Below are 25,648 nucleotides of genomic sequence, written 5' to 3'. Positions count from 1 at the left end.
ATACAAACCGCGCTGCCCGGTGCCACAACACCGGCTATGCTCCATTCGCTAAACGTACGTCTTAAGGAAAAGGGCCCCCGACATGCGCATTCTCATTACCGGTGGCGCCGGTTTTATCGGTTCTGCTTTGGTACGTCACCTGATCCAACACACGGAACACGAAGTGCTCAACCTGGACAAACTCACCTACGCCGGCAACCTGGAGTCGCTCACCAGCATCGCGCCCAACAGCCGCTATGAGTTCGTCCAGGCCGATATCATCGACCAGGCCACCGTGAGCGCCGTGCTCGCTCGCTTCGAGCCCCAGGCGATCATGCACCTGGCGGCCGAGTCCCATGTGGACCGTTCCATCGATGGCCCGTCGGATTTTATCCAGACCAATATCGTCGGCACCTACAGCCTGCTCGAAGCCGCACGCGGCTACTGGCAGACGCTCGCCGAGCCGGACAAAAGCGCGTTCCGCTTCCACCATATTTCCACAGACGAGGTGTACGGCGACCTGCATGGCGTGGACGACCTGTTCACCGAAACCACGCCCTACGCGCCGAGCTCACCCTACTCCGCCAGCAAGGCCGCCTCCGACCACCTGGTGCGCGCCTGGCAGCGAACCTACGGCCTGCCGGTGCTGCTGACCAACTGTTCCAACAACTACGGGCCGTTCCACTTTCCAGAAAAGCTGATCCCGCTGGTGATCCTCAATGCACTCGCGGGCAAGCCGTTGCCGGTCTATGGTGATGGTTTGCAAGTGCGCGACTGGCTGTTCGTCGAAGACCATGCACGCGCATTGATCAAAGTGGTGACCGATGGTGTCGTCGGCGAAACGTACAACATCGGCGGCCACAACGAGCAAAAGAACATCGAGGTTGTCCGCAGTATCTGCGCGCTGCTGGAAGAACTGGCGCCGCAGCACCCATCCGGCGTGCAGCAATACAGCGACCTGATCACTTTTGTGAAGGATCGCCCCGGCCACGACCTTCGTTATGCCATCGACGCCGGCAAGATCCAGCGCGAACTGGGCTGGGTACCCCTGGAAACCTTTGAAACCGGGCTGCGCAAAACCGTGCAGTGGTACCTCGATAACCTGGAATGGTGCCGCAGGGTTCAGGACGGCAGTTATCAGGGTCAACGATTGGGCAATACCGACACGAGGGATCTGATTGCATGATGAAAGGCATCGTACTGGCCGGCGGCTCCGGCACCCGTCTGCACCCCATCACCCTGGGAGTGTCCAAGCAACTGTTACCCGTCTATGACAAACCGATGATCTACTACCCGATCTCGGTGCTGATGCTGGCCGGCATCAAGGAGATCCTGGTGATCTCTACCCCGGCGGATCTGCCGCAATACCGCAACCTGCTGGGCGATGGCAGTCAGTTCGGCGTGCATTTCAGCTACGCCGAACAACCCAAACCTGATGGCCTGGCGCAGGCCTTTCTGATTGGCGAGCAGTTCATCGGCAACGACCCGGTGTGCCTGATCCTGGGCGACAACATTTTCCACGGGCAAAGCTTCAGTGCGCAGTTGCATGCAGCGGTCCGGCGCGGCAAAGGGGCCACGGTGTTTGGGTACTGGGTCAAGGACCCGGAGCGCTTCGGCGTGATCGACTTCGACAGCGAAGGCCGCGCCCTGTCCATCGAAGAAAAACCGGCAGTGCCCAAATCCAGCTATGCCGTAACCGGCCTGTATTTTTACGACAACGATGTGGTCAACATCGCTAAAGCGGTAAAGCCTTCTGCCCGCGGCGAATTGGAAATCACCGACGTCAACAACGCCTACCTGCACCGGGGTGACCTACAGGTGGAGCGCTTCGGCAGAGGCTTCGCCTGGCTCGATACCGGCACCCACGACAGCCTGTTGGACGCCTCGCAATACGTCCAGACCATCGAGCGCCGCCAGGGCCTGAAAGTCGCCTGCCTCGAAGAAATCGCCTACGGCAATGGCTGGATCGACCGCGACCACCTGCTCGAACGCGCCAAATACTTCGGCAAGACCGGTTATGGCCAATACCTCTACTCGCTGGCTGGAGAGAGCAAGTGAACGTAGTTGAAACCGCATTGCCAGGCGTGCTGATCCTCGAACCCAAGGTGTTCGGCGACGAGCGTGGCTTTTTCTACGAAAGTTTCAACGCCCGGGCCTTTGCGGAGGCCACCGGGCTCAAGCGCGATTTCGTCCAGGACAACCACTCACGCTCACAAAAGGGTGTACTCCGTGGCCTGCATTACCAACTAGAACACACCCAGGGCAAGCTGGTACGCGTCACCGCCGGTGAGGTGCTGGACGTAGCAGTAGACATTCGCCGCAGCTCGCCGAATTTCGGCCAGTGGGTAGGCGTACGCCTTAGCGCGCAGAACCGCCGCCAACTGTGGGTACCGGAAGGTTTTGCCCATGGCTTTGCGGTGCTCAGCGACGCTGCCGAGTTTCTGTACAAAACCACCGACTACTACCAGCCGAGCGCCGAACGCTGCATTTTGTGGAGTGACCCTACGCTGGCCATCGACTGGGAACTGGCCGAGTCGCCACAGTTGTCCGCCAAGGATCAGGCCGGTAAACCCCTGATGGAAGCCGACGTGTTCCCATGAAAATCCTCATCACCGGCCTTCACGGTCAAGTCTCCCAAGCGCTGCAACAGCAGCTCCACGACCTCGGCGAACTCATCATCCTGGGCCGCGACCAACTGGACCTGGCCAACCCGGACCAGATCCGCCAGCAGGTGCGCAGCCACCGCCCCGACCTGATCATCAACGCCGCCGCCCACACCGCCGTCGACCAGGCCGAAAGCGAGCCGGATGCCGCTTTTGCCATCAACGCCATCGCCCCCGGCATCCTCGCAGAGGAAGCCAAGGCCCTGGGCGCTCCGTTGATCCACTACTCCACCGACTACGTGTTCGACGGCAGCAAGTCGGCGCCCTACACCGAAGCCGACACGCCGAACCCCTTGGGCGTATATGGCCAGAGCAAACTCGCCGGTGAACAGGCGATTGCTGCTGTGGGCGGCGAGTACCTGATCCTGCGCACCAGTTGGGTCTACTCCAACCACGGCAAGAATTTCCTGCTGACCATGCAACGCCTGTTGCAGGAGAAGCCGCAGATGCGCATCGTCGCCGATCAGATCGGTGCGCCAACCTGGGCCGGGACCATTGCCAGCAGCACGCGCGTGTTGATCGAACGCTGGCAAGCCGGTACCGCCGGGGACTGGGGCGTCTATCACCTGACCGCCCAAGGGGAAACCTCATGGTTTGGTTTTGCCCAAGCCATTGGCGAACACCTGCGCGCAGAAGGCAAAGCCTGCGCCGAGCTGGAAGCCATCCCTTCCAGCGCCTACCCGACGCCCGCCAAGCGTCCGTTGAACTCACGCCTGGACTGCAGCCGCCTGCAACAGCAGTGGCATGTCAGCCAGCCGCAGTGGCAAGACGCATTGCGCGAGTGTCTTGCCGGGCAGCACTAGGCATAATGCGCCTGTACCCACAGGCGCACGAACCCCATGACTCCACCCCTTCCGCGAAGACCCCGCTGGCGCAGCCTCGCCCTGCTGGCGTTGTGCCTGGCACCGCTGTTGTGGCCGCTGGAGCACCTGGCCGAGCGCTATTACCGCAGCGAACTGGCCGGGCAGAACCGCCAGACCCTCGACCTGTACGTCGCCAACCTGCTGGGCACGCTGCACCGCTATGAGGTGTTGCCGCAGATTCTCGGTGACTTGCCGGCCCTGCGCACCGCGCTGGATGCGCCGCAGGTGAGCACCAACCTTGTCAGCGCCAACCTGCTGCTCAAGGACGTCGCCGCCCAGGCCGGGGTGGAGGTGATGTACCTGATGGACACTACCGGCAAGACGCTGGCGGCGTCCAACTGGGACAAACAGGACAGCTTCGTCGGGCGCAATTTCTCGTTCCGCCCGTATTTCAGCGAGGCCATGGCCGGGCGCCTGGGGCGGTTCTTCGGCCTAGGCACCACCTCGGCCAAGCGCGGCTATTTTTTCGCCGCAGCCGTGCGTGATGGCGCGCGCATCATCGGCGTGCTGGTGGTCAAGGTCGACCTGGACCACACCGAGAGCCTGTGGGGCAATACCCCGGAACAATTGTTGGTGACCGACCACAATGGCGTGGTGATCCTCACCTCGCGCCCGCAATGGCGATTCCGCGCCACGCGGCCGCTGACCGCCGAAGAGCGCCAGGCCATCATTGCCATCCAGCCTTACCCGACCCGCGACCCGCAGCCGCTGGCCCTGAGTTCCACGGCCTGGCTGCGCCAATCCACTGCCATTGCCGAAACCGGCTGGAACGTGGAAATCCTCGCGCCGCGCTCGCTGATCAACCGCCCGGTGCGCACGGTGGTCGCCGTCGGTGGCGCCACGTTGCTGGTGCTGATGCTGTTGCTGGGCTTGATGATGCAGCGCCGCCGCCATTACCTGGACCGCATCGCCTTCGAAGCCAAGGCCCGACGCGAGCTGGAAGCCCGCGTGGTCGAACGCACCAGTGACCTCGAAGGCCTCAACCGACGCCTGAAACAGGAAGTATTGGAGCGCGAACACGCCCAGCAGGAACTGGTGCGCGCCCAGGATGACCTGGTGCAAGCCGGCAAGCTGTCGGCGCTGGGCACCATGTCGGCGAGTATCAGCCACGAACTCAACCAGCCCCTGGCGGCGATTCGCAGCTACGCGGAAAACGCCGAGATCCTCCTCGACCACGAACGCACCAGCGATGCCCGGGGCAACCTCAAGCTGATCAGCGAGCTGACCGGGCGCATGGCCTCGATCATCGCGCACTTGCGCGCCTTCGCCCGCCGCGACCGGCATGCCCCGGAAAGCGTGGCCCTGCAACCGGCACTGGACGATGCGCTGGCCTTGCTGGCCAAGCGGCGGCGCTCGATGGAAGTCGAGTTGATCCGCGATTTACCCGAAGCGACCCTGTGGGTGCAAGCCGGCGAAACCCGCTTGCGCCAGGTGCTCGGCAACCTGCTGGCCAACGCCCTCGATGCCCTTACTGAAAAAGGCCCGCCGCGCAAGCTGTGGCTAAGTGCCCAAACCACCGAACAGGGCGTCAACCTGTACATTCGCGACAACGGCCCGGGCTTTTGCATGGAAGCCCTGGGCCGCGCCAGCGAGCCCTTCTACACCACCAAGACCCGCACCCAGGGCCTCGGGCTGGGCCTGGCGATCTGTGACACCTTGATGCGTGCGTTTGGCGGCGAACTGCTGTTCGCCAACCACAAGGAAGGCGGCGCGCTGTTAACCCTGAAATTGCGTGCCGGCTCGCCGGGCGTCAGTCTGCAACCGTCCGAGGACCGCAGTGTATGAGTATCGATAACCAGATTCAGGTGGTGTTGATCGACGACGATCCACACCTGCGTCAGGCCCTGTGCCAGACCCTGGACCTGGCCGGGCTGAAAGTCCTGACCCTGGGCGAAGCCACCGGCCTCACCGCGCGCCTGTCACGGGACTGGCCGGGCGTGGTGGTCAGCGATATCCGCATGCCAGGCATGGACGGCCTGGAATTGCTCGCCGAACTGCACGGCCAGGACCCGGACCTGCCGGTGCTGCTGATCACCGGCCACGGCGATGTGCCGCTGGCGGTACAGGCCATGCGCGCCGGCGCCTATGACTTCCTGGAAAAACCCTTCGCCAGCGACGCCCTGCTCGACAGCGTGCGCCGCGCCCTGGCCCTGCGCCGCCTGGTGCTGGACAACCGCAGCCTGCGCCTGGCCCTGAGTGATCGCCAGCAACTGAGCACGCGCCTGGTGGGCCACTCGCCGCAAATGCTGCGCCTGCGCGAGCAGATCGGCGCACTGGCGGCGACCAAGGCCGACGTGCTGATCCTCGGCGAAACCGGCGCCGGCAAGGAAGTGGTCGCCCGCGCGCTGCACGACCTGTCGAGCCGGCGCGCCGGGCCATTCGTGGCGATCAATGCCGGCGCCCTGGCCGAATCGGTGGTGGAGAGCGAGCTGTTCGGCCATGAACCGGGCGCGTTCACCGGCGCGCAGAAACGCCGTATCGGCAAGTTCGAATTTGCCAACGGCGGCACGCTGTTCCTGGATGAAATCGAAAGCATGAGCCTGGACGTGCAGGTCAAGCTGCTGCGCCTGCTGCAAGAGCGCGTGGTCGAGCGCCTGGGCGGCAATCAGCTGATCCCGCTGGATATCCGCATCATCGCCGCCACCAAGGAAGACCTGCGCCAGTCCGCCGACCAGGGCCGCTTCCGCGCCGACTTGTATTACCGCCTCAACGTCGCGCCGCTGCGCATTCCGCCACTGCGCGAGCGCGGTGAAGATGCCTTGATGCTGTTCCAGCACTTCGCCGACGAAGCCAGCAGCCGCCACGGCCTGCCCCTGCATGAGCTGCAACCAGGCCAGCGTGCGCTACTGTTGCGTCACAGCTGGCCTGGCAATGTGCGCGAGCTGCAGAACGCCGCCGAGCGTTTCGCCCTGGGCCTGGAGCTGGCGCTGGACAACACGCCGGATAATCCATCGGCCGGTGTGCTGACCTCCACGCCGGGCGGTTTGAGCGAGCAGGTCGAACAGTTCGAAAAAAGCCTGATCGCCGCCGAACTCACCCGCCCCCACAGCTCCGTGCGCAGCCTTGCCGAAGCCCTTGGCGTGCCGCGCAAGACCCTGCACGACAAACTGCGCAAGCACGGCCTTAACTTCGCCGACAGCGGCAACCACAGCACCGACGACGAATGACCCCGCCCACCAAGCAAGAGGCCGCCATGAGCCGCGACAGCCGTTACCTGGAATCCATCCTGCACCACGACATCCCCCTCACCCGGGAAATGGGCCTCACGGTGCTCGACTGGCAAAACGGCCAACTGCAACTGCACCTGCCGCTGCAGGCCAATATCAACCACAAGAGCACCATGTTCGGCGGCAGCCTCTACTGCGGCGCGGTGCTGGCGGGCTGGGGTTGGCTGCACCTGCAATTGCGCGAAGAAGGCATCGAGGACGGGCATATCGTGATTCAGGAAGGGCAGATCAGCTACCCGCTGCCGGTGACGCAGGACGCGACCGCAGTGTGCGCGGCGCCGGAGGAGAAGGTGTGGAAGCGTTTTTTGGCGACGTACAAGCGCTATGGCCGGGCGCGGTTGACGCTGCAGACGTGGATTGTGAATGAGGGGCGTGAGGAGCGTGCGGTAGCCTTCACCGGCCAATACGTCCTGCACCGCTAGAAACTACAACACAAAACAAATGTAAGAGGGGGCTTGCCCCTCCCACATTTGAATCTGCTGTGATCTTAAGATCTGGCGAGGCTCAACAATCGCTCACGCCATGCCGCCTTCGCCGGCAATGCCAAAAAGAACGGGTTCAGCAGCGATTCCCGCGCCGGGTAGCTGAACGGCGCGCCGCTCAACTCCAACACTTCGCCGCCCGCGCCTTCCAGCACGCCCTGGGCTGCAGCGGTGTCCCACTGCGAGGTCGGCGCCAGACGTGGGTAGCAATCGGCGCTGCCTTCGGCCAACAGGCAGAACTTCAACGAGCTGCCGATATTCGCCAGTTTCAACGCGCCCAGCCCTTCACTCAAACCGTCCAGCAAACGCTCCTGCTCGGGGCTGGTATGCCGACGGCTGGCCACCACGGTAAACGACTCGCCCGCTGCCGGCATCTCGCGCACCTGGATCTGCCTGGGCGCCTCGTTCACATCGGAACGCCACGCGCCCAAACCGGCGCCGCCAAAGTAGCAACGGCCATTGGTAGGCATGGACACCACGCCAAACACCACGCGGCCCTGTTCGATCAAGGCGATATTCACGGTAAATTCTTCGCTGCCGGCGATAAATTCCTTGGTACCGTCCAGCGGGTCCACCAGCCACCAGCGCTGCCAGCCTGCGCGCACGCTCTGGTCGATATCGGCGTCTTCTTCAGACAGCACCGGAATGCTCGGGTCCAGCGCCGTGAGCCCGGCGAGGATGAGGTGGTGAGCCGCCAGGTCAGCTGCCGTCACCGGCGAGTCATCGGCCTTGGACGTTACCGCCACATTGGCCCGCCAATACGGCAGGATCACTTCACCCGCCTGGCGAGCCAGCTCGATGACCGGGGCGATAAACGGGTGGCCTAAAAACAGTTCGCTCATGCGGTAAACGCTCCACGCTGAATCAACAAATCTCGTACCAGGTACAGCGCGGCCAGGGCGCGGCCTTCGCTGAATTGCTCGTTTTGTGCCAGTTGCGACAACTCACGCAGGTTGACCCTGTCGACGCGCATCGGTTCGGGCTCATCGCCTTCCAGGCGCTCTTCGTAGAGGTCGGTGGCGAGCACCACCTGGATTTTCTGGCTCATGTAGCCGGGCGACAACGACAGCTCGGTGAGGTGTTCCAACTGGCGTGCGCCGTAGCCCGCCTCTTCCTTGAGCTCGCGGTCCGCCGCCGCCAGTACATCCTCGCCAGGCTCGATCAAGCCCTTGGGCAAGGACAATTCATATTCGTCGGTACCGCCGCAGTACTCTTCCACCAGCAACGCATGGTCTTCATCGATCATCGCCACGATCATCACCGCGCCGTAACCGGCACCGCGACCTACCAGGCGCTCGTAGGTCCGTTCAACGCCGTTGGAAAAGCGCAATTGCACTTCCTCCACGCGGAACAAACGGCTACTGGCGACTATTTCGCGAGCGAGGACGGTGGGTTTCTGGCGCATAAGCGGCTCCTTGGCGTGATCGGGTTACTATACCGTGGCTTTTCCGATTGTCTGTGTCGGATATCTTTACTTACATGAGAACGCCCCATGCCCTCTTTGCCCTGGCACGCCATCGACACCGTCCTACTGGACATGGACGGCACCCTGCTCGACCTGCACTTCGACAACCACTTCTGGATGGAGCACCTGCCCCAGCGCTACGCCGAGCTGCACGGGGTAAGCCGGGCAATGGCCGAGATGGAGTTGCTGCCGCTGTTCGAGCGTAACGCCGGACAATTGCAATGGTATTGCCTGGATTTCTGGAGCACCGAGCTGAAGATTCCGGTGCGCGAACTCAAGCTGGAAACCGCCCACCTGATCGCCCTGCGCCCGGATGCCGACACCTTTCTGGCGGCGATCAAACAGGCCGGCAAGCGGGTGATCCTGATCACCAATGCTCACCGTGACTCGCTGTCATTGAAGTTGGAACGCATTGAACTGGCGCCGTATTTCGAGCGGTTGATCAGCTCCCACGACTACGGTTTCGCCAAGGAAAACCCGCAGTTCTGGGACGCCCTGCAAGCCGATATCCACTTCGACCCGGCCCGCAGCCTGTTTATCGATGACACCTTGCCGATCCTGCGCAGCGCCCGGGAGTTTGGTGTGGGGTATTTGCTGGCGGTGAAGGAGCCGGACAGCAAGAAGGGGCCAAAAGACACCGGGGAGTTTGCCGCTGTCGACGACTACCGCGATCTCATTGCCGGACTCTAAACCAATGTGGGAGGGGGCAAGCCCCCTCCCACATTTTTTATCTGCGTATTACTCGGGGATACGCAGGGTCTGACCTGGGTAAATTTTATCCGGATGCGACAGCAGCGGCTTGTTAGCCTCGAAAATCTTGTTGTACTGGTTGGCGTTGCCATACACCGTCAGGGAAATTGCACTCAGGGTGTCGCCTTTTTTCACCACCACGAAGCGCGCAGCGGCCACTGCCGGGCCGGTCACGGTGATCTGATCATCCACACTGGCCACACCGGCGATATTGCCCAGCGCCAACAAAATTTTCTCTTTCTCTTCCTGGGTGGCGACCTCACCGGTGACGGTGACCTTGTCGCCCTCCACTGTGGTCTGCACGTTCGGATTACCCAGGCCCACCTTGGATACGTGTTCCTTCAACTGCTCACTGGCGTTCGCATTACCCGGCGTCAGCAGGTCGACAATCTTTTCGCCGGCTTCTTTGATAAAGCTGAAAATGCTCATGGTGCGCTCTCCTTGGGATTTGGTTTCCAGATGCCCAAGACTAGACCAGTCCCACCGATTTGGGTTCCAGCCCGGCCAAAGACCCAAACGCGCTAGAATCCCCCCGCCATTGGAATAAGCCCTGGAGCGAAGATGGACATCAAACAGCTGAAATTCCTCATCGCCCTCGACGAAACCCGTCACTTCGGCCAGGCAGCCGCGCGCTGTCACATCACCCAGCCGACCCTGTCGATGCGCCTGCGCAGTCTCGAAGAGGAACTGGACCTGCCCCTGGTCAATCGCGGCCAGCGCTTTGAAGGCTTTACCGCACCCGGTGAACGGGTGCTGGCCTGGGCCCGCACCGTGCTGGCGGCGTACGACGGCTTGCAAGCTGAAGCAGCAGCCTGTCGCGGCAACCTTGTCGGCACGTTGCGCCTGGGGGTGGTGCCGCTGTCGAGTTTCGATCCGCTGGCCTTGATGCAACAATTGCACAAAGAGCACCCGAGCCTGCGCTTCGAGCTGTCGGCGCTCAGCTCCGAGCAGATCCTTGAACAGCTCGCGAGCAACCGCCTGGACCTCGGCGTGTCGTACCTGGAGCGCCTGGACAACGAGCGCTTCGACTCCCTCGCCCTCGGCGAAACCCGCATGGGCCTGCTCTACGACCAGCGCTATTTCAGCTTCGGCGACACGCCGTTGAGCTGGGAGGCACTGACCGAGTTGCCCCTGGGCATGCTCACCAGCGGCATGCACTTTCGCCAGTCCATCGACCATAACTTCCACAGCCGTGGCCTCAACCCGCAACCGCTGTTGCAGACCGATGCCGTCCATCAGTTGTTACAAGCTGTGCACGGAGGATTGTGTTGCGCGGTGATGCCGCTGGACGGCGGCCTGGATGCACTTACCGAGCATTTGCGCCTACAACCCATTGAAGACGCCCACACCCTGGCGCGCCTGGGGCTGATCATGCGGCGTAGCGCCCCGCGCTCGGCGCTGGCGGAAGCGTGTTTCGCGCTGTTTCAGAAATCGCAAATAGTGTCTTGATCGACGTCATCTATCGGTAGATCAGTACTGGCAATTAGACGCGACGCTTTGTCGCGCCTAGTCTAAACACTGATCAATCCGCCGGTGGTACTGCCCCATGAACGCCAAGCGCCCAGCCTGCGCGGCGCCAGCCTCTGAAACGCCCGCGCCCGCCGCTAGCCAGAGCTACCAGTTTTGCAACCTCGAACACACAGAAGTCGCCAGTACTGCATTGGCGGAAGAAGTGGCGTTGGCGATTGCCTATAACGACATCAGCCAGGCGGTCATGCTGGTAACGCCCACAGACCTGGAAGACTTCATTGTCGGTTTCAGCCTCGGCAGCGGCATTATCGCCGACGTTAGCGACATTTATGATCTGAAACTCAGCGGCTCGGGCTCGGCCCAATACGCTCAGGTGCAGATTTCCAGTCGCGCCTTCTGGAACCTCAAGCAGCAGCGCCGCCAGTTGGCCGGTACCAGTGGCTGTGGCCTGTGTGGTGTGGAAGCCGTGGAGCAAGCCTTGCCAGACCTGCAAGTGCTGCCCGGCGCGCCCTTGCCGCCTGCCGAGTGGCTTGACGGCCTGCGCCAACGCATCAGCGCGTTCCAGCCCTTGGGCCAGTACAGCGGCGCGGTGCATGCGGCAGTGTTTATGGATGGCCAGGGCGAATTGCTGCTGGGCCGCGAAGACATCGGCCGGCATAACGCCCTCGACAAGTTGATTGGCGCACTGATCCGCCAAAAGATCCCGACTGACGGCGGCCTGGCGATTGTCACCAGCCGTTGCAGCCTCGAATTGATACAGAAAGTCCTGCGCGCGGGCATCCAGACCCTGGTAAGCCTGTCGTCACCCACCGGCCTGGCCCTGCAATGGGCGCGCCGGCACAACCTCAATCTCATCCACCTGCCGCAGAAAAGCGCGCCGCGGGTCTACAGCCCTGCGATGGAGTACCAGCCATGAGCAATCACCACCAAGCCGACCAAACCCCAACCCCACGCTACAAGCCCTATAAAGGCCCGGCTGGCGGCTGGGGCGCACTGATCAGCGTGGCCCAGGCGTGGCTGACCAGCGACAACGCGTTGAAAAACCTGCGCATGATGCTCAAGACCAACCAGAACGGCGGCTTCGACTGCCCGGGCTGTGCGTGGGGCGATTCGCCGGAAAGCGGCATGGTCAAGTTCTGCGAAAACGGCGCCAAGGCAGTCAACTGGGAAGCCACCAAGCGTCGTGTCGACGCAGCATTCTTCGCCAAGCACAGCGTCACCGCGCTGCTGGAGCAAAGCGACTATTGGCTGGAATACCAGGGCCGCCTGACCGAGCCGATGCGCTACGACGCCGAAACCGACCGCTACCTGCCTATCAGCTGGGAAGCTGCGTTCGACCTGGTCGGCACGCACCTCAACGCGCTGCCAAGCCCCGACATGGCCGAGTTCTACACCTCGGGCCGCGCCAGCAACGAAGCCGCCTATCTGTACCAGCTGTTTGTGCGCGCCTATGGCACCAACAATTTCCCGGACTGCTCGAACATGTGCCACGAGGCCAGCGGCGTGGCCCTGGCGCAGAGTGTGGGCGTCGGCAAAGGCACCGTGACCTTTGATGACTTCGAACATGCCGATGCGATTTTCGTCTGGGGCCAGAACCCCGGCACCAACCACCCGCGCATGCTCGAACCACTGCGCGAAGCGGTAAAACGCGGCGCCCAGGTGGTGTGTATCAACCCGCTCAAAGAGCGCGGCCTGGAGCGCTTCCAGCACCCGCAACACCCGCTGGAAATGCTCACCAACGGCGACAAGCCGACCAACACCGCCTACTTCCGCCCGGCCCTGGGTGGCGACATGGCCATCCTGCGCGGCATGGCCAAGTTCCTGCTGTTGTGGGAACGCCAGGCCCAGGCCGAAGGCAAAGAGGCCGTGTTCGACCACGACTTCCTCAACGAACACACCGCCAACGTGCTGGATTACCTGGGCAAGATCGACGATACCTCCTGGGATGAAATCGTCGCGCAGTCCGGCCTGCCGCTGGTCGAGATCGAGCAAGCCGCGCGCATGTACGCCAAGGGCAAGAACGTGATCATGTGTTGGGCGATGGGCATCACCCAGCACCGCCACTCGGTGCCGACCATCCAGGAAATCGCCAACCTGATGCTGCTGCGCGGCAACATCGGCCGCCCGGGCGCCGGTCTGTGCCCGGTGCGTGGCCACAGCAACGTGCAGGGCGACCGCACCATGGGCATCAACGAGCGCCCGCCTGTGGCGTTCCTCGACTCACTGGAGCGTCGCTTCCAGTTCCAGGTGCCGCGCACCAATGGCCACAACGTGGTGGAAGCGATTCACGCCATGCTCGAAGGCCGCTCCAAGGTGTTTATCGGCCTGGGCGGCAACTTCGCCCAAGCCACGCCAGACAGCCCGCGCACCTTCGAAGCCCTGCGCAATTGCGACCTGACCGTGCAGATCAGCACCAAGCTCAACCGCAGCCACCTGATGCACGGTAAAGACGCGCTGATCCTGCCGTGCCTGGGCCGTACCGACATCGACATCCAGGCCGAAGGCCCGCAAGCGGTCACGGTGGAAGACTCGTTCAGCATGGTCCACGACTCCAATGGCCAACTGCAGCCGCTTTCGAAGCTGATGAAGTCGGAGCCGGCCATTCTCGCCGGCATCGCCGCCGCGACCCTGGGCAGCAAACCGGTGGACTGGAACTGGCTGGTGGCCGACTACAGCCGCATTCGCGACCTGATCGCCGACACCATCCCGGGCTTCAAGGATTTCAACGAGCGCCTCAAGCACCCCGGTGGTTTCTACCTGGGTAACTCGGCCGGTGCACGTCGCTGGAACACGCCGTCGGGCCGCGCCAACTTCCGCGCGAATATCCTGCCCAAAGACCTGATCCACGAACGCACCCACGCCACCGGCCGCGTGCCGGACCTGATCATGCAGTCGATGCGCTCCCACGATCAGTACAACACCACCATTTATGGCCTGGACGACCGCTATCGCGGGGTGAAAGGCCAGCGTGACGTGCTGTTCGTCAACGAAGCCGAAATCATTCGCCTGGGCTTCAAGCCGGGGCAGAAGGCCGACATCGTGTCGCTGTGGGAAGACGGGCGTGAGCGCCGTGTGAAAGGCTTTACCTTGCTGGCGTTTGATATTCCGGCAGGGCAGGCAGCGGCCTACTACCCGGAAGTGAACCCGCTGGTGCCACTGGAAAGCACTGGGGATGGCAGCCATACGCCGACGTCGAAGTTCGTGGCGATCCGCCTGGAAGCGGCGAGTGACAACGGGCTGATCATGGCCAGGTCGGCCTGATCACTTCGGGCACAAAAAAGGCCGCTTTTGCATAAAAGCGGCCCTTCCGAAGTAGCTAAAGACCCACGAAAACGAGTTAAGTTCCCGAGTAAAAACAGTAACTTATAGAATTGTGTACAATTCGTGTTACTGGTCGGATTTCTATTGTCACACTGTCAATACAGCCTCAGGATCGCGCCGTCATCCTCTTGAGGTTTCCCGAATGAAGTTTTCCTCGATTCTCTTGTTGTCCCTTGGCCTGGTCAGTGGCGCAGCCATGGCCGGTGGCACCACCGAAGCCGGTGTAGGCGGCGCATTGGGCGGGGTTCTTGGTTCCGTTGTCGGCCAGCAGCTGGGCGGCAACACCGGTTCGACCATCGGCGCAGCGCTGGGTGGCGCCGGCGGCAGTGCGGTAGGCGCCGACAAGCGCAGCCGCGGTGAAGCAGCCATCGGCGGCGCCCTGGGTGCAGCGGGCGGCAACGTGGTAGGCCGCAGTGTCGGCGGCAGCACCGGCGCACTGATCGGCTCGGCCGCCGGCGGTGGCGCGGGTGGTGCACTGGGCAACTACATGGGCAACAAGAGCGACGACGATGATCGCCGTTCCCGTGGCCGCGACAACCGCCGTTACGATCGCGACGACCACCGTGGTCGTGGCCATGCGTATGGGCATCGCAAGAACAAGCATCACTACCGTCACCGCTAAGTTCTAAACAACACCGCAACTCTAATGTGGGAGGGGCAAGCCCCCTCCCACATTTAGTCTGTAGTGTTTGCGACCACCAACCGCTGCAACGCCTCGCGCAATATCCCCGGGATCATCACCGGCTGGTTCGACGCCCGATCCACAAACACATGCACAAAGCGCCCGGCCGCGCAGGCGTCCTCTTCGCCCGCCTTGAACACCGCCAACTCATATTGCACCGAGCTATTACCCAACTTGCCCACGCGCAGGCCAATGTCTATGCGCTCGGGAAAGGCAATCGACGCAAAATAATCGCACGCCGAACTCACCACAAACCCCACCACTTCGCCGTCATGAATATCCAACCCGCCCTGCTCGATCAGGTAGGTATTCACCGCCGTGTCGAAGAAGCTGTAGTAGGTCACGTTGTTCACATGGCCATACACATCGTTGTCGTGCCAACGCGTGATGATCGGCTGGAAGTGACGGTAATCGGCGCGTTGCGGCATTGAGTCAGGCATGGGCTCGTCTCGCGAAAGTAGGGTTACAGGTCATTCAGATGGGCTTGGGCCCACTCACGCACCTCTGCGTAAGGGTAATCTTCCAGCGCAGCAAAACCGGGAATGCCCCGCGCCTTCAACTTGGTAAACAACGGCACACTGATACCGCCGAGGAACCGCGTCAGCCGCTCGGCACCGGGCAGGTCGCCGGTGTGCTCATGATGCCTGTGGATAAAATCACCGCACAGCCCCATGAAGTTTTTATCCACAAGCGGCGGCAAACTGGGCGGCGGCGGCAAATACGCGACATGGCCGTGGCATACCGAGCAATGCCCGCAACGCTGCGGGGCTTTTTCATCACCGAAATACTGCGCCAGGCGCTGCCCCAGACACCGCTCGGTGGCGAACAGATCAAGCATGGCGTGAATGCGCGCCACCTCGCCCACTTCGTGTTGCTTGAAGCCTGTGTATAACTCGGCGCTCAGCGTCTGCGGATCGAAGTCGGTATTGAGCAGGCTGTAAACTTCGGTCATCTGCTTGCTTTCCAGTTCGATCAAGCCCTGTTCCTGGAAGTAATCCAGCGCTTTCACCACCCGGCTGCGTTCGGCGTTGTGCTGTTGGTAAAGCGCGTCGAAATCCACCGTCGCCCAGGTTTTAGCGCGCTTGCACACCTGGACAATCGCCGCGACAAACTGTTGCCGCTCGCCGGAAAACCGCGCCAGCAAGGCCTCGGGTTCAACCAGGTACTTGAAACGATATTCCGCATAAAACGCATAGCGCGGCGCAATCACGCCCTTGAGCTCCAACTGCACCAGCAGCGTCTTCAGCGGCAGCTCGCGGATATTGCTGTGATCCGACAAGGACCTCAGCAAAAACTCCCACTGCCCCTCACTGTGCGACGCCTGCAACTCCTCCAGCACACGGTAGATGCCGTCCTGCTCGGGCGTATCGCCATACACGAAGTTTTCCAGCACATTGAGGCTGTCGCGGTTGGCCAGCACCAGGCAGTCGGACGGCTGCCCGTCGCGCCCCGCACGGCCGATTTCCTGGCTGTAGTTCTCAATGGATTTGGGCAGGTCGAAGTGCACCACATTGCGGATGTCACTTTTGTCGATGCCCATGCCGAACGCGATGGTGGCCACGATGCAATTGGAGCGCCCACCCATGAAGCGCTGCTGGATACCCTCGCGTTTATCGTGGGGCAACCCGGCGTGGTACGCCTCGGCCTGGATGCCATTGCGGTTCAGGTGCTCGGCAATCTGCTCGGCGGTTTTTTGCAGGGTGACGTAGACGATGCTCGGCTGGTTGGCCCGCTCGTTCATCCAGGCCACCAGCCGACGGCGCTTGTCCTGGCCGCTGACCGGCTCCACCAGCAGGTTGAGGTTGGGCCTGTAGAAGCCTGTAGTGATCACATCCCCGGGCGCAATGGCGAACTTGGCCTGCATGTCGGCAATCACCTTGGGCGTGGCTGTAGCCGTCAGCAGCAGTGCCTGTGGGATATTGAACTGACGCTGGTAGTCCGGCAGCTTCAAATAGTCCGGCCGGAAGTTGTGGCCCCACTCGGAAATACAGTGCGCTTCATCCACCACCAGCAGCGAGATCTGCACACTTTGCAGGAAGTTGCGAAAGCGCTCGTTCTTCAGGCGCTCCACGGAAATCATCAGGATTTTCAGCTCGCCCGAACGCGCTCGGGCCATCACATCATTGGCGTCTTCACGGCTTTGCGCCGAATCGATACTGCCCGCTGATATACCGTGGCGCTGCAGGAAACCCAGCTGGTCCTGCATCAACGCCAACAACGGCGACACCACCAGCGTCAGGTGCGGCAGCAATACGGCCGATAGCTGGTAACACAAGGACTTGCCCGAACCCGTCGGGAAAATTGCGGCTGCGGAACGGCCAGCCAGGACGGCGCTGACCGTCTCTTCCTGACCTAAACGAAACTGTGGATAACCAAAGACCTGCTGGAGGGTGTCGTGCATAGGCTGTCACTCCATTGACCGCTGAACGTGGCTTAAAAACATAGCCCGCAAAACTCAGCGAATCGAGAAAGGTCGCATGGAAAAAAGAGACAGGATGATACACAGGGTGCAGCAATGGCCTTGGGCCAAATTCACACGCAAAACAAATGTGGGAGGGGGCTTGCCCCCGATTGCAGTGGGTCAGCTACAAATAAGCTGTCTGACCCACCGCTATCGGGGGCAAGCCCCCTCCCACATTTTTAGCCCTGCGTTACAGCTGAATCAACGGTTCCGCACCCGCTCAATCGCCGTGTCATACACCGGGTTGGCCTTCTGTTCCTTGGCCAACTGGTAATGACGCAATGCATCCGGGAACTGCCCAGCCGCTTCGTAGATCCGCGCGATGTTGTAGTAGGCGCCAGCGCGAACGGTGGCAGCATTCGCGCCAGTAGCGAGGGCGATAGCCTTGCGGTTGGCCCAGATCGACTCGGCGGTGTTGCCGGCCTTCTGATAAGCCAGGCCGAGGTTGCCGTAGGCCTTGCCGAAGCTGTTGTCCAGATCGATAGCCTGACGGAACAACTCGATCGCCTGGTCCAGGTTACCAGCCTGGTAGGCCGCTTCACCTTGCACGTTCAGACGCTTCGCATCGGTCTGTGCGGAAGAGCTGACCGCCACCGCCGACACCGCAACGCTGTCATCCAGCAACGGTTTGACTTCGTTGAGCACATCCTTGGCCTCCACATTCACACCGCTGAAGGTGTTGATGTCCTGGAAGTCGCCGCTGCCGGTCATGCGGAACACGGTCCAGAGGTTGCCGCTGCGGTTTTTCGGCACGTAGTAGGTGCGCACCAGCGACTGGCCCATGTACACGAACACCTTGGCCTCGCTGTTGGACAGCTGGCGCGAACCCGGGTTGGCAAGGTTGGTGAAGTCATGCACGGCATACACGTAGCTTTCGCCGTAGTGTTTTTTCTGCAGGGTGATGGTTTCCGGGCCGTAGCTGTCGACGTCATCCACGTCCAGTTCAGCGTCGTCGCCTTTCTGGTTTTCGAAGTAGATGTTGTTGCCTGGGAAAATCATATGGGAATCGAGGTCTTCCGGGGTCTTGCCCCAGGTCAGCACCACGCGCAGGCCATCGAGGTTTTCCATCACCGGGCTGATGGCGTAAGTCATACCCTTGCACGGGCACTTCACCACCAGGTTGGAATAGCCAGGCTTCTTGATGATCAGCAGGTTGCTGGCGTCATCCGCGGCTTCGCTGGTGAGGGTGACCTGGCCTTGGGCATTGGTGCGCCCCACCACGTTCTGTGCGCCGTTGCGTTGCAGCAACACCTCGGCGTCGGCGATTTTCTGGTCCTTGACCACCGCACTCAGCACTTCAATCGGCAACTGCTCGGCCTGGACCGCAAAAGCCACCGCACACAAAGACATCGCCGAAGCGACACGCAGCAAACCCATGCTTAACTCCCTTTAAGTAGTGGACGGAATCGTCCGACAAGATTTTGCGGTGAAACATACGCTGAATTCAGGATGCTGGCGGATTTTTTGTGGAGAATGTGACGTGGTTTTATGACATCCAGTCCATCGCACACCAACACATCCGCGCTGCCACCGACTTGCTCGAAACCTTCTCCGGCCTGACCTACGAACACGCCGACCTCAAAGACATTTGCCACATCATCAATGGCCTGTACCTGCTCGTTCAGGATGGCTGCGATTTGCTGGAAGCTGCGCAGCACGTCCAGTTGCAAACGACGGTCGATAAGCAAATACCAACCAGCCAGCCACTGAGCTAAAACTGTGGGAGCTGGCTTGCCTGCGATTGCGGAGTATCAGGCTATATTTCTCAACCTGAATCACCACAATCTCGGGCAAGCCCAGACTCTCAAACCGGCTGGGTGCGGGTCAGAAAATCACTGTCAAATAGCAAATGCCGGAAGCATCTGTAAGAAGGCACCAAAACGCGCGTAGCCCCTTTCCTAAACTGCTTCAAACACTCGTTCGACCCTCTATATAAAGCCCCTTCGCCTGACCGAAACTAACGCCTCCTCAACTTCATCGGCAAAAACCTGTGAACATCGAAAGGACTCACCACTTTGGACACCACGGCGTCAGTCTCAACGTGCTTCGCTTCACTGTCGTGCCTGAAAATCGACATACATTAGCCAACCTATGTCTGCTGGAAGCCGAAAAGGCGGCGCACGACGTTCGCGATCAAATAAGCCGCTTGTACCAAAAAATGCTGGCTAAAGATTTACCGTGCGATATGGCGGTCGCCATTTCTAAGCCATTGAAACGGGCTCAAGCCGATCGGCTAAATGACCAAAACGTGCTCATCAAACAAATAATTTCCGGAGCCGTTGCCGCCCCAGAAATTGTCATTTCAGCGGTCAGCGCAGGCTTGGTTGACGATACGATTTCCGGCGAGCTTCGCAGATATCACGCAGGGGACATAATCATTGGCCTGGATGCCAATGTAAGAGGAGGTATAGGGCCGCAGCGGTCAACACTCTCAATGCATATCTACTCAGACGAGTCTTAGTCATATGGCCCTATGTCTTCAATCAGCTTTTTTTCTCTTTACCTGTTGGGTGCTGCACGTCCAGATCACAACCCCCACGCTCAGAAAGCGCTTCGCCCTCGCCCTTCTGGCAACCGGCGTAACTCTGACCTTCCTACTACCCTACGTAGCAATAATCCTCAGAATGCCCTTCCTGCCTGTCTTCATATTCTTGATAGGCTTGGCACTCTTCATCACCCGAAACAAATACCGCCGGCAACCCAACCAGCCCCTTCACCCACTCCTGCGTGCCCCCACCATGAACCTCGCCCCCAACTTCCCCGAAGACCCCGCCATGCAGCGCCTCTTGCAGCTGCTGCACGAAGAAATCGGCCTGCCGAAACACAAGACCATTCGCCTGCAAACCTCCATCAACTTCGACCTGGGTTGCGACGGCGGTGAGGCCAAGCAACTCATGGAAGTGCTGGAGGAGGAGTTTTCCCTCGACCTCGGCGACTACGACACTTATCGTTACTTCAACCCGCCGATTTTTGATGTGTTCCTCAAGCGCCGGGCCAAGGGCCGCGGCGAAAAGGTACCGTTGACCATTGGGATGCTTTACCTGGCCATCAAAACCAACAGCTGGGACACGCAGACGCTGGAAAACCTGAGCTGATCTGAACAACGCAGAGCTTCAAATGTGGGAGGGGGCTTGCCCCCGATAGCAGTGTGTCAGTCACTGAAGTATTTGCTGATCCACAGCCATCGGGAGCAAGCCCCCTCCCACATTAATTAGTTCTGCAATCAGCTTTGCGCCAACCCGAACAAGGACCTTACATGGACGTAATAATGGGCCTGCTGGCCGCCCTGCTCTGGGGCGGCACGGATTTTCTCGTGGGCCTCAATGCCCGCGCCGTAGGCGTTAAACGCGCGGTGTACTTCGGGCAGGCCCTGGGCTTCCTGATCATGACCTTGCTGCTGGTCATCTTCCCGGCCTTCCTGCTCAAATCCCTCAATGCCCCGTTGAGCGTCTGGCTGATGGGCATCGCCGCCGCACTGTTCACCGTCTCCGGCGCCCTGGCGCTGTCCAAGGCCTTCGCTCTGGGCAAAGCCGCCATCGTCGCGCCACTGGTGACCTCCTACGGCGTCGTGACCACCCTGCTGTCATGGGCCAGCGGCGAACACATCAGCGCGATCCAACTCGGCTGCATCGCCCTGTGCGTCGCCGGCGTGATCCTCTCCAGCATCCACAAAGACACCGGCGCCCCCCACAACAGCTCAAACCGCGCCATCGCCTACGCCATGCTCGCGGCGCTGCTCTACGGCACCAGCTTCTGGCTGCAGGGCCGCTACACATTGCCCGCACTGGGGCCGATCACCATGCTCTGGCTCGGTTACCTGGTGGGCCTGTGCGTGCTGGTGGTGATGGTGCTGAAGATCAAGGACGGGCTGAAGATTCCGCCGCTGAAAAACTGCGCAACGCTGACCGGCGCGAGCCTGATGAACCTCGGTGGGTTCTCGGCGTTTTCGTGGGGGGCGATGGCCGGGTCGGTTTCGGTGGTGACGGTGATCAGTACGTTGTCGGGCGGGATTGCGGCGATTCTGGGGTTTGTGTTTTTCAAGGAGCGGTTGTCGGCGGTACAGGTGCTGGGAGTTGTGCTGGTGTTGGTTGGGGCGGTGGTTTTGCACATCGCACACTGACCCAGCACGCACAAAAAAGCCGCCCCTAAGGGCGGCTTTTTAACAGCAAACGACTCTTACAACTTAGGACCCGCAGCCTTGATCGCATCGCTCACTTCAAACTTCTTGAAGTTCTCGATGAACAACCCAGCCAGCGCTTTCGCCGCTTCGTCGTAAGCAGCCTTGTCAGCCCAGGTGTTACGTGGGTTCAACAGGCCGGTTTCAACGCCCGGTACGGCCAGTGGCACGTCGAGGTTGATGGTGTCGAGGTGTTCGGTTTCTGCACCGATCAACGCGCCGCTCTGGATCGCTGCGATGACGCCGCGAGTGGTCGGGATGTTGAAGCGCTTGCCGACGCCGTAGCCGCCGCCGGTCCAGCCGGTGTTGACCAGGTAGACCTTGGAGCCGAAGCCGCGTACGCGCTTGATCAGCAATTCTGCGTATTCACCGGCTGGGCGTGGGAAGAATGGCGCGCCGAAGCAGGTGGAGAAGGTCGACTTGATGCCGCCGCCGGAACCCATTTCGGTCGAGCCCACCAGTGCGGTGTAGCCGGACAGGAAGTGGTACGCCGCTTGTTCTTCGCTGAGGATCGACACCGGCGGCAGTACGCCGGTCAGGTCGCAGGTCAGGAAGATGACCGCGTTTGGCTCGCCGCCCAGGTTCTTCTCGGAACGCTTGGCAACGTGCTCCAGCGGGTAGGCAGCGCGGCTGTTCTGGGTCAGGCTGACGTTGGTGTAGTCGGCGTGCTTGGCATCGTCGATCACCACGTTTTCCAGCACGGTGCCGTGCTTGATGGCTTTCCAGATGACCGGCTCGTTCTTCTCGGAGAGGTCGATGCACTTGGCATAGCAACCGCCTTCGATGTTGAACACCACGCCTTCGCCCCAGCCGTGTTCGTCGTCACCGATCAGGTAACGGCTTTCGTCGGCCGACAGGGTGGTTTTACCGGTGCCGGACAGGCCGAAGAACAGGGTCACATCGCCGGCTTCGCCGATGTTGGCGGCGCAGTGCATCGGCAGTACGTCGGAGGCCGGCAGCAGGAAGTTCTGTACCGAGAACATGGCTTTTTTCATTTCACCGGCGTAACGCATGCCGGCGATCAGGACTTTTTTCTGCGCGAAGTTGAGGATCACGCAGCCGTCGGAGTTGGTGCCGTCACGCTCAGGCACGCACTCGAAGTTGGCCACGTTAAGCACTTGCCATTCATCACGACCGGCCGGGTTGTACTGGGCCGGGTTGATGAACAGGCAACGACCGAACAGATTCTGCCAGGCAGTCTGGGTGGTCATTTTCACGGCCAGGTAGTGGTCTTCTGCAGCCCCTACGTGAACGTGGGAAACGAAGTGCTCTTGCGCGTTGTTGAATGCCTCGACGCGAGCCCACAGGGCGTCGAACTTGTCGGCCGGGAACTTGCGGTTGATCGGGCCCCAGGCGATTGCGTCCTGGGTGGAAGGCTCTTCAACGATGAAACGGTCCACTGGAGAACGGCCGGTACGGTGACCGGTTTCTACAACCAGCGCGCCAGTATCGGCAAGCACGCCTTCACCGCGCTGCAGGGCTTCTTTGACCAGATCGTCAACACTCAGATCGGTGTATACGGCGTTATTGGCTTGCGTCATGAGGTTCCCCGTCGGCCTATGGCCGAGTGCTCCAAACGTTTTGTAGTAGAAAGTTGCGCACTACTACCGCGAAAAAAGTGGGCCGGATTATGCCAGAAAAGCCCAAAAAGAGTAGGGCCCTCCCGTCAGAACAGCGCTAATCCGGCATTCGTCAGGTGATTTACCTGTGCTTAAACGTTTTAGTGGCGGGTGTCCGAGGGGGTGTCGATGCCCGCGCCGGCGAACAATTGGCTGACATCGGCGGCATCGAACAGGTAGCGCTGGTTGCAGAACTGGCAGTCAATCTCGATATGCCCGCCGTGCTCCACTACAAGATTCTGCGCATCTTCCAGGCCCAGGCTCACCAGGGCATTGGCCGAGCGCTCGCGCGAGCAGCTGCAGTTGAAGCGCAGGGACTGCTCGTCGAACAGGCGCACTGCCTCTTCGTGATACAGGCGATGCAGGATGGTTTCGTTGTTCAGGCCCAGCAGCTCTTCGGCGGTCAGGGTGCCGGCCAGGGCGGTCAGCTTGCGCCAGCTGTCGGTGCGCTCGTCGTCGTCCTTGATACGGTCGGCGGGCAATTGCTGCAGCAACAGGCCACGGGCGCGCTTGCCGTCGGCGTTGAGCCAGAACTTGGTGCCGACTTGCTGGGACATCACGAAATAGTTGGTGAAGCAGTCCGACAAGGTTTCGCCGTCGAGGTCGACGATGCCCTGGTAGCGCTGGCCTTCCGTCGGATCGACGGTGATCGCCAGCACGCCGTTGGCCATCAGGTCGGACAGGGTGGCGTCCGGCGCGATCAGGTCGGCGTCGTAACGGGCCAGGCCACGGATTTCGCGCTCGCTGGAACACTCGATCATCAGCATCGGCACCGGGCCTTCGGAGCGAGCCTGCAGGATCAGCAAACCGTCGAACTTCATGGTGCCTACCAGCAGCGCCGCTGCCGCCATCAACTCACCGAGCAGTTGCGCGACCGGCTCCGGATAGGGGTGCTTGGCGAGGACTTCGGCATAGCTGCGCTCCAGCGAGACCAGTTCGCCGCGGGCGTCGTTCTCGTCGAAGATGAAGCGTTGGGTGAAGTCGGTATCCGGTAGATCAGTCATAGGTCTGGGTATCTGAATTGATGACAAATTGATTACAAGGTTTATAAAATTAAACGCTTTAGCACCATCTTGGTGCGGCTTTCTCCTGGAAGCGGAGAGCTTAATTGAGCGAAGAGGGACAGTTTATGAACAATCCGGGTTTGTTCCAAGCCAAGTGGGACCTCCGGCGATGGGCTCTGTGCAATCTAGTTGCTGTCGGGCTGTTGTGTTTTTGGCTGTGGCCCACGGGCCAGATGCTGTGTGTGATTTTCGACGAGTGGCTGTTTCATTTGCTCAATGACCCGTTGGCGAGCAACTCGACATGGCTGCACGTGTGGGCCGTGGCCAGTTTGCGGCCGTTTGATGCGGTGGTCGGGGTGATTCTGCTGGCGCTGTTGATTCGTGGCGATTGGGTGTTCAAGGCCGTGCAGGTACGCCAGGCCGTGTTGGGGTTTGTCGCGATTCTGCTGCTGTTGCTGTTTATCCGCATGCTGTTTTCCAAACTCGCGGCACAGATGGGCTGGCAGCACAGTAGCCCGTCGATGGTGATCGCCGGGGCGATCCAGATGAGCGACTACTTCCCGGGGCTGGAAAAAACCTGGGAGTTGAAGGACCGCTCGAGCCAGAGTTTCCCGGGGGATCATGCGTCGGTGTTGCTTATCTGGGGTATGTTCATGACGGTGTTTGCCAAACGCATCGGCCAGGTGCTGGTGATCTGGGGCTTGGCGCTGTTGTTCATGATGCCGCGGCTGGTGGCGGGCGCGCACTGGGGGCAAGACGATTATATCGGCGGCGTGCTGCTGGCCCTGTTGGCGTTGGGTTGGGGCTATTACACGCCGTTTGCGGCAAAGGTGTCGGGCGCGTTGTTACGAGCAACGACGCCAATCTTCGGATTACTTGGCAAGCTGCCGCTGATCGGACGATTGAGCGTCATGCGCACATCTTATTAACACCGCAGGCCAAATGTGGGAGGGGCTTAACCCCTTCCACATTTTGAGCGCATTCGTGCTGCACGATTTACGCCGTCAATCATCGTTGCCACTGCCGCGAAACTTGAACAGGTCGCGGCGCTGCTTCTTGCTCGGTTTGCCGTCGGTGGTCATGCCGATGGCACCCGCCTTGCGCATGGCCGCCGCATTCTCGCGTTTGGCAATGCTGGCTTCGGTTTCGGCGTACAACGCCTGCGCTTCCGGCGCACCCCGGCGCACGATGGAAAGCGCCTGGACCACAACGGTTTTTTCATCAAACCCTGCGCGAATCTGAAACTCGTCTCCGACGCGCGGTTCCTTGCCTGGCTTGCAGCGCTCACCGCGATGGTGCACCTTGCCGCTCTCGATGGCAGCCTTGGCCAGGGCACGGGTTTTAAAGAAACGCGCCGCCCACAGCCACTTGTCCAACCGGACCTTTTCTTCCTCTTCCTGCTTTTGAGCCACTTGAATTCCTCGCTCTGAAAAATGTCGCAACTTTAACGTTGAAACCCTTCGACGCATAAACCCCAAGGCTCAC

26 protein-coding genes are annotated in these 25,648 nt (G+C 60.9%); 17 read left to right on the top strand and 9 right to left on the bottom strand.

From position 1 onward, the window contains the following. Nucleotides 1–82 precede the first annotated feature (82 nt). From rfbB to AC0IYH_RS08110, 7 genes are read left to right on the top strand one after another with little or no spacing between them, the layout of a single operon-like run. Nucleotides 83–1,165 carry a dTDP-glucose 4,6-dehydratase gene (gene rfbB, locus AC0IYH_RS08140; RefSeq protein WP_122774923.1) on the top strand — a complete coding sequence of 361 codons (1,083 nt, stop codon included), beginning with the start codon at nt 83–85 and terminating at the stop codon, nt 1,163–1,165. Further along, a complete protein-coding gene (gene rfbA / locus AC0IYH_RS08135; RefSeq protein ID WP_122774924.1) occupies nt 1,162–2,037 on the top strand; it encodes a glucose-1-phosphate thymidylyltransferase RfbA in 876 nt (291 codons plus the stop codon). The genes rfbB and rfbA overlap by 4 nt, the downstream gene beginning before the upstream one ends. Next, nucleotides 2,034–2,579, top strand: coding sequence for a dTDP-4-dehydrorhamnose 3,5-epimerase (gene rfbC / locus AC0IYH_RS08130; RefSeq protein WP_122774925.1), 546 nt, complete (start codon nt 2,034–2,036; stop codon nt 2,577–2,579). The genes rfbA and rfbC overlap by 4 nt, the downstream gene beginning before the upstream one ends. Continuing rightward, entirely contained in the window at nt 2,576–3,445 is an 870-nt protein-coding gene (gene rfbD, locus AC0IYH_RS08125; protein ID WP_471833775.1) for a dTDP-4-dehydrorhamnose reductase, read from the top strand. The genes rfbC and rfbD overlap by 4 nt, the downstream gene beginning before the upstream one ends. A gap of 36 nt (nt 3,446–3,481) precedes the next feature. Then, nucleotides 3,482–5,290: an ATP-binding protein gene (locus AC0IYH_RS08120; protein ID WP_122774927.1), complete on the top strand. Its 1,809-nt coding sequence runs from the start codon at nt 3,482–3,484 to the stop codon at nt 5,288–5,290. After that, a complete protein-coding gene (locus AC0IYH_RS08115) occupies nt 5,287–6,672 on the top strand; it encodes a sigma-54-dependent transcriptional regulator (RefSeq protein ID WP_471833773.1) in 1,386 nt (461 codons plus the stop codon). The genes AC0IYH_RS08120 and AC0IYH_RS08115 overlap by 4 nt, the downstream gene beginning before the upstream one ends. A gap of 26 nt (nt 6,673–6,698) precedes the next feature. Further along, nucleotides 6,699–7,154, top strand: a complete 456-nt coding sequence (locus AC0IYH_RS08110; RefSeq protein WP_471833888.1) for a YiiD C-terminal domain-containing protein — start codon at nt 6,699–6,701, stop codon at nt 7,152–7,154. 65 nt (nt 7,155–7,219) lie between these two features. Here the strand turns inward: AC0IYH_RS08110 and cysQ are convergent, their stop codons facing one another. Then, nucleotides 7,220–8,056 carry a 3'(2'),5'-bisphosphate nucleotidase CysQ gene (gene cysQ, locus AC0IYH_RS08105; protein WP_122774928.1) on the bottom strand — a complete coding sequence of 279 codons (837 nt, stop codon included), beginning with the start codon at nt 8,054–8,056 and terminating at the stop codon, nt 7,220–7,222. Beyond that, entirely contained in the window at nt 8,053–8,619 is a 567-nt protein-coding gene (gene nudE, locus AC0IYH_RS08100) for an ADP compounds hydrolase NudE (protein WP_116627553.1), read from the bottom strand. Before nudE ends, cysQ begins: the two co-directional genes overlap by 4 nt. Nucleotides 8,620–8,706: 87 nt before the next feature. Here nudE and yrfG point away from each other — a divergent pair, with 87 nt between their 5' ends. Further along, nucleotides 8,707–9,369, top strand: a complete 663-nt coding sequence (yrfG, locus tag AC0IYH_RS08095; protein ID WP_471833770.1) for a GMP/IMP nucleotidase — start codon at nt 8,707–8,709, stop codon at nt 9,367–9,369. A 48-nt stretch (nt 9,370–9,417) separates the two neighbouring features. Here the strand turns inward: yrfG and lysM are convergent, their stop codons facing one another. Next, a complete protein-coding gene (lysM, locus tag AC0IYH_RS08090) occupies nt 9,418–9,858 on the bottom strand; it encodes a peptidoglycan-binding protein LysM (RefSeq protein WP_116627555.1) in 441 nt (146 codons plus the stop codon). 132 nt (nt 9,859–9,990) lie between these two features. Here lysM and AC0IYH_RS08085 point away from each other — a divergent pair, with 132 nt between their 5' ends. The 4 genes from AC0IYH_RS08085 to AC0IYH_RS08070 all read left to right on the top strand — a co-directional run bounded on the left by AC0IYH_RS08085 (nt 9,991) and on the right by AC0IYH_RS08070 (nt 14,842). Next, nucleotides 9,991–10,878 carry a LysR family transcriptional regulator gene (locus AC0IYH_RS08085; RefSeq protein ID WP_122774929.1) on the top strand — a complete coding sequence of 296 codons (888 nt, stop codon included), beginning with the start codon at nt 9,991–9,993 and terminating at the stop codon, nt 10,876–10,878. A 97-nt stretch (nt 10,879–10,975) separates the two neighbouring features. Next, nucleotides 10,976–11,815, top strand: a complete 840-nt coding sequence (fdhD, locus tag AC0IYH_RS08080; RefSeq protein WP_116627557.1) for a formate dehydrogenase accessory sulfurtransferase FdhD — start codon at nt 10,976–10,978, stop codon at nt 11,813–11,815. Further along, nucleotides 11,812–14,160, top strand: coding sequence for an FdhF/YdeP family oxidoreductase (locus tag AC0IYH_RS08075; protein ID WP_471833768.1), 2,349 nt, complete (start codon nt 11,812–11,814; stop codon nt 14,158–14,160). Before fdhD ends, AC0IYH_RS08075 begins: the two co-directional genes overlap by 4 nt. Before the next feature lie 202 nt (nt 14,161–14,362). Beyond that, nucleotides 14,363–14,842, top strand: a complete 480-nt coding sequence (locus AC0IYH_RS08070; RefSeq protein WP_116627559.1) for a glycine zipper domain-containing protein — start codon at nt 14,363–14,365, stop codon at nt 14,840–14,842. A gap of 53 nt (nt 14,843–14,895) precedes the next feature. Here AC0IYH_RS08070 and AC0IYH_RS08065 read toward each other — a convergent pair whose 3' ends face one another. The 3 genes from AC0IYH_RS08065 to AC0IYH_RS08055 all read right to left on the bottom strand — a co-directional run bounded on the left by AC0IYH_RS08065 (nt 14,896) and on the right by AC0IYH_RS08055 (nt 18,740). Further along, nucleotides 14,896–15,342: an acyl-CoA thioesterase gene (locus AC0IYH_RS08065; RefSeq protein ID WP_471833766.1), complete on the bottom strand. Its 447-nt coding sequence runs from the start codon at nt 15,340–15,342 to the stop codon at nt 14,896–14,898. Nucleotides 15,343–15,365: 23 nt separating this feature from the next. Then, nucleotides 15,366–17,303 carry a RecQ family ATP-dependent DNA helicase gene (locus AC0IYH_RS08060; protein ID WP_122774930.1) on the bottom strand — a complete coding sequence of 646 codons (1,938 nt, stop codon included), beginning with the start codon at nt 17,301–17,303 and terminating at the stop codon, nt 15,366–15,368. A 261-nt stretch (nt 17,304–17,564) separates the two neighbouring features. Continuing rightward, nucleotides 17,565–18,740, bottom strand: a complete 1,176-nt coding sequence (locus tag AC0IYH_RS08055; RefSeq protein ID WP_471833764.1) for a tetratricopeptide repeat protein — start codon at nt 18,738–18,740, stop codon at nt 17,565–17,567. A gap of 98 nt (nt 18,741–18,838) precedes the next feature. On the opposite strand from AC0IYH_RS08055, the gene AC0IYH_RS08050 reads away from it, so the two are divergent. The 4 genes from AC0IYH_RS08050 to AC0IYH_RS08035 all read left to right on the top strand — a co-directional run bounded on the left by AC0IYH_RS08050 (nt 18,839) and on the right by AC0IYH_RS08035 (nt 21,483). After that, nucleotides 18,839–19,078 carry a hypothetical protein gene (locus AC0IYH_RS08050; RefSeq protein WP_471833762.1) on the top strand — a complete coding sequence of 80 codons (240 nt, stop codon included), beginning with the start codon at nt 18,839–18,841 and terminating at the stop codon, nt 19,076–19,078. A gap of 326 nt (nt 19,079–19,404) precedes the next feature. Continuing rightward, the gene (locus AC0IYH_RS08045) at nt 19,405–19,824 is read left to right on the top strand and encodes a hypothetical protein (RefSeq protein ID WP_471833760.1); all 420 of its coding nucleotides are present in this window, start codon (nt 19,405–19,407) and stop codon (nt 19,822–19,824) included. A 277-nt stretch (nt 19,825–20,101) separates the two neighbouring features. After that, nucleotides 20,102–20,458, top strand: a complete 357-nt coding sequence (locus AC0IYH_RS08040; protein ID WP_116627564.1) for a DUF1493 family protein — start codon at nt 20,102–20,104, stop codon at nt 20,456–20,458. A gap of 161 nt (nt 20,459–20,619) precedes the next feature. Then, entirely contained in the window at nt 20,620–21,483 is an 864-nt protein-coding gene (locus AC0IYH_RS08035; RefSeq protein ID WP_471833759.1) for an EamA family transporter, read from the top strand. Between the two features lie 56 nt (nt 21,484–21,539). Here AC0IYH_RS08035 and AC0IYH_RS08030 read toward each other — a convergent pair whose 3' ends face one another. Further along, nucleotides 21,540–23,081: a phosphoenolpyruvate carboxykinase gene (locus tag AC0IYH_RS08030; protein ID WP_116627566.1), complete on the bottom strand. Its 1,542-nt coding sequence runs from the start codon at nt 23,079–23,081 to the stop codon at nt 21,540–21,542. Nucleotides 23,082–23,260: 179 nt separating this feature from the next. Beyond that, a complete protein-coding gene (gene hslO / locus AC0IYH_RS08025) occupies nt 23,261–24,163 on the bottom strand; it encodes an Hsp33 family molecular chaperone HslO (RefSeq protein WP_116627567.1) in 903 nt (300 codons plus the stop codon). A 125-nt stretch (nt 24,164–24,288) separates the two neighbouring features. Between hslO and AC0IYH_RS08020 the strand changes: the two genes are divergently transcribed. After that, a complete protein-coding gene (locus AC0IYH_RS08020; protein ID WP_471833757.1) occupies nt 24,289–25,092 on the top strand; it encodes a phosphatase PAP2 family protein in 804 nt (267 codons plus the stop codon). A 75-nt stretch (nt 25,093–25,167) separates the two neighbouring features. On the opposite strand, the gene AC0IYH_RS08015 is transcribed toward AC0IYH_RS08020, so the two are convergent. Beyond that, nucleotides 25,168–25,575 (bottom strand): RNA-binding S4 domain-containing protein, encoded by a 408-nt coding sequence (locus AC0IYH_RS08015; RefSeq protein WP_471833755.1) that lies wholly within the window; start codon nt 25,573–25,575, stop codon nt 25,168–25,170. Nucleotides 25,576–25,648 lie beyond the last annotated feature (73 nt).

The organism is Pseudomonas sp. AC463 (assembly GCF_979253585.1).
Note: the sequence above shows the minus strand (reverse complement) of the source record. Positions and strands in the feature narration are given on the sequence as shown.

Bases quoted from the DNA above. Each gene is read 5' to 3' on its own strand.
- rfbB (WP_122774923.1), top strand. From the start codon at position 83: ATGCGCATTCTCATTACCGGTGGCGCCGGTTTTATCGGTTCTGCTTTG.
- rfbA (WP_122774924.1), top strand. From the start codon at position 1,162: ATGATGAAAGGCATCGTACTGGCCGGCGGCTCCGGCACCCGTCTGCAC.
- rfbD (WP_471833775.1), top strand. From the start codon at position 2,576: ATGAAAATCCTCATCACCGGCCTTCACGGTCAAGTCTCCCAAGCGCTG.
- AC0IYH_RS08120 (WP_122774927.1), top strand. From the start codon at position 3,482: ATGACTCCACCCCTTCCGCGAAGACCCCGCTGGCGCAGCCTCGCCCTG.
- AC0IYH_RS08115 (WP_471833773.1), top strand. From the start codon at position 5,287: ATGAGTATCGATAACCAGATTCAGGTGGTGTTGATCGACGACGATCCA.
- AC0IYH_RS08110 (WP_471833888.1), top strand. From the start codon at position 6,699: ATGAGCCGCGACAGCCGTTACCTGGAATCCATCCTGCACCACGACATC.
- cysQ (WP_122774928.1), bottom strand. From the start codon at position 8,056: ATGAGCGAACTGTTTTTAGGCCACCCGTTTATCGCCCCGGTCATCGAG.
- nudE (WP_116627553.1), bottom strand. From the start codon at position 8,619: ATGCGCCAGAAACCCACCGTCCTCGCTCGCGAAATAGTCGCCAGTAGC.
- yrfG (WP_471833770.1), top strand. From the start codon at position 8,707: ATGCCCTCTTTGCCCTGGCACGCCATCGACACCGTCCTACTGGACATG.
- lysM (WP_116627555.1), bottom strand. From the start codon at position 9,858: ATGAGCATTTTCAGCTTTATCAAAGAAGCCGGCGAAAAGATTGTCGAC.
- AC0IYH_RS08085 (WP_122774929.1), top strand. From the start codon at position 9,991: ATGGACATCAAACAGCTGAAATTCCTCATCGCCCTCGACGAAACCCGT.
- fdhD (WP_116627557.1), top strand. From the start codon at position 10,976: ATGAACGCCAAGCGCCCAGCCTGCGCGGCGCCAGCCTCTGAAACGCCC.
- AC0IYH_RS08075 (WP_471833768.1), top strand. From the start codon at position 11,812: ATGAGCAATCACCACCAAGCCGACCAAACCCCAACCCCACGCTACAAG.
- AC0IYH_RS08070 (WP_116627559.1), top strand. From the start codon at position 14,363: ATGAAGTTTTCCTCGATTCTCTTGTTGTCCCTTGGCCTGGTCAGTGGC.
- AC0IYH_RS08065 (WP_471833766.1), bottom strand. From the start codon at position 15,342: ATGCCTGACTCAATGCCGCAACGCGCCGATTACCGTCACTTCCAGCCG.
- AC0IYH_RS08060 (WP_122774930.1), bottom strand. From the start codon at position 17,303: ATGCACGACACCCTCCAGCAGGTCTTTGGTTATCCACAGTTTCGTTTA.
- AC0IYH_RS08055 (WP_471833764.1), bottom strand. From the start codon at position 18,740: ATGGGTTTGCTGCGTGTCGCTTCGGCGATGTCTTTGTGTGCGGTGGCT.
- AC0IYH_RS08040 (WP_116627564.1), top strand. From the start codon at position 20,102: ATGAACCTCGCCCCCAACTTCCCCGAAGACCCCGCCATGCAGCGCCTC.
- AC0IYH_RS08035 (WP_471833759.1), top strand. From the start codon at position 20,620: ATGGACGTAATAATGGGCCTGCTGGCCGCCCTGCTCTGGGGCGGCACG.
- AC0IYH_RS08030 (WP_116627566.1), bottom strand. From the start codon at position 23,081: ATGACGCAAGCCAATAACGCCGTATACACCGATCTGAGTGTTGACGAT.
- hslO (WP_116627567.1), bottom strand. From the start codon at position 24,163: ATGACTGATCTACCGGATACCGACTTCACCCAACGCTTCATCTTCGAC.
- AC0IYH_RS08020 (WP_471833757.1), top strand. From the start codon at position 24,289: ATGAACAATCCGGGTTTGTTCCAAGCCAAGTGGGACCTCCGGCGATGG.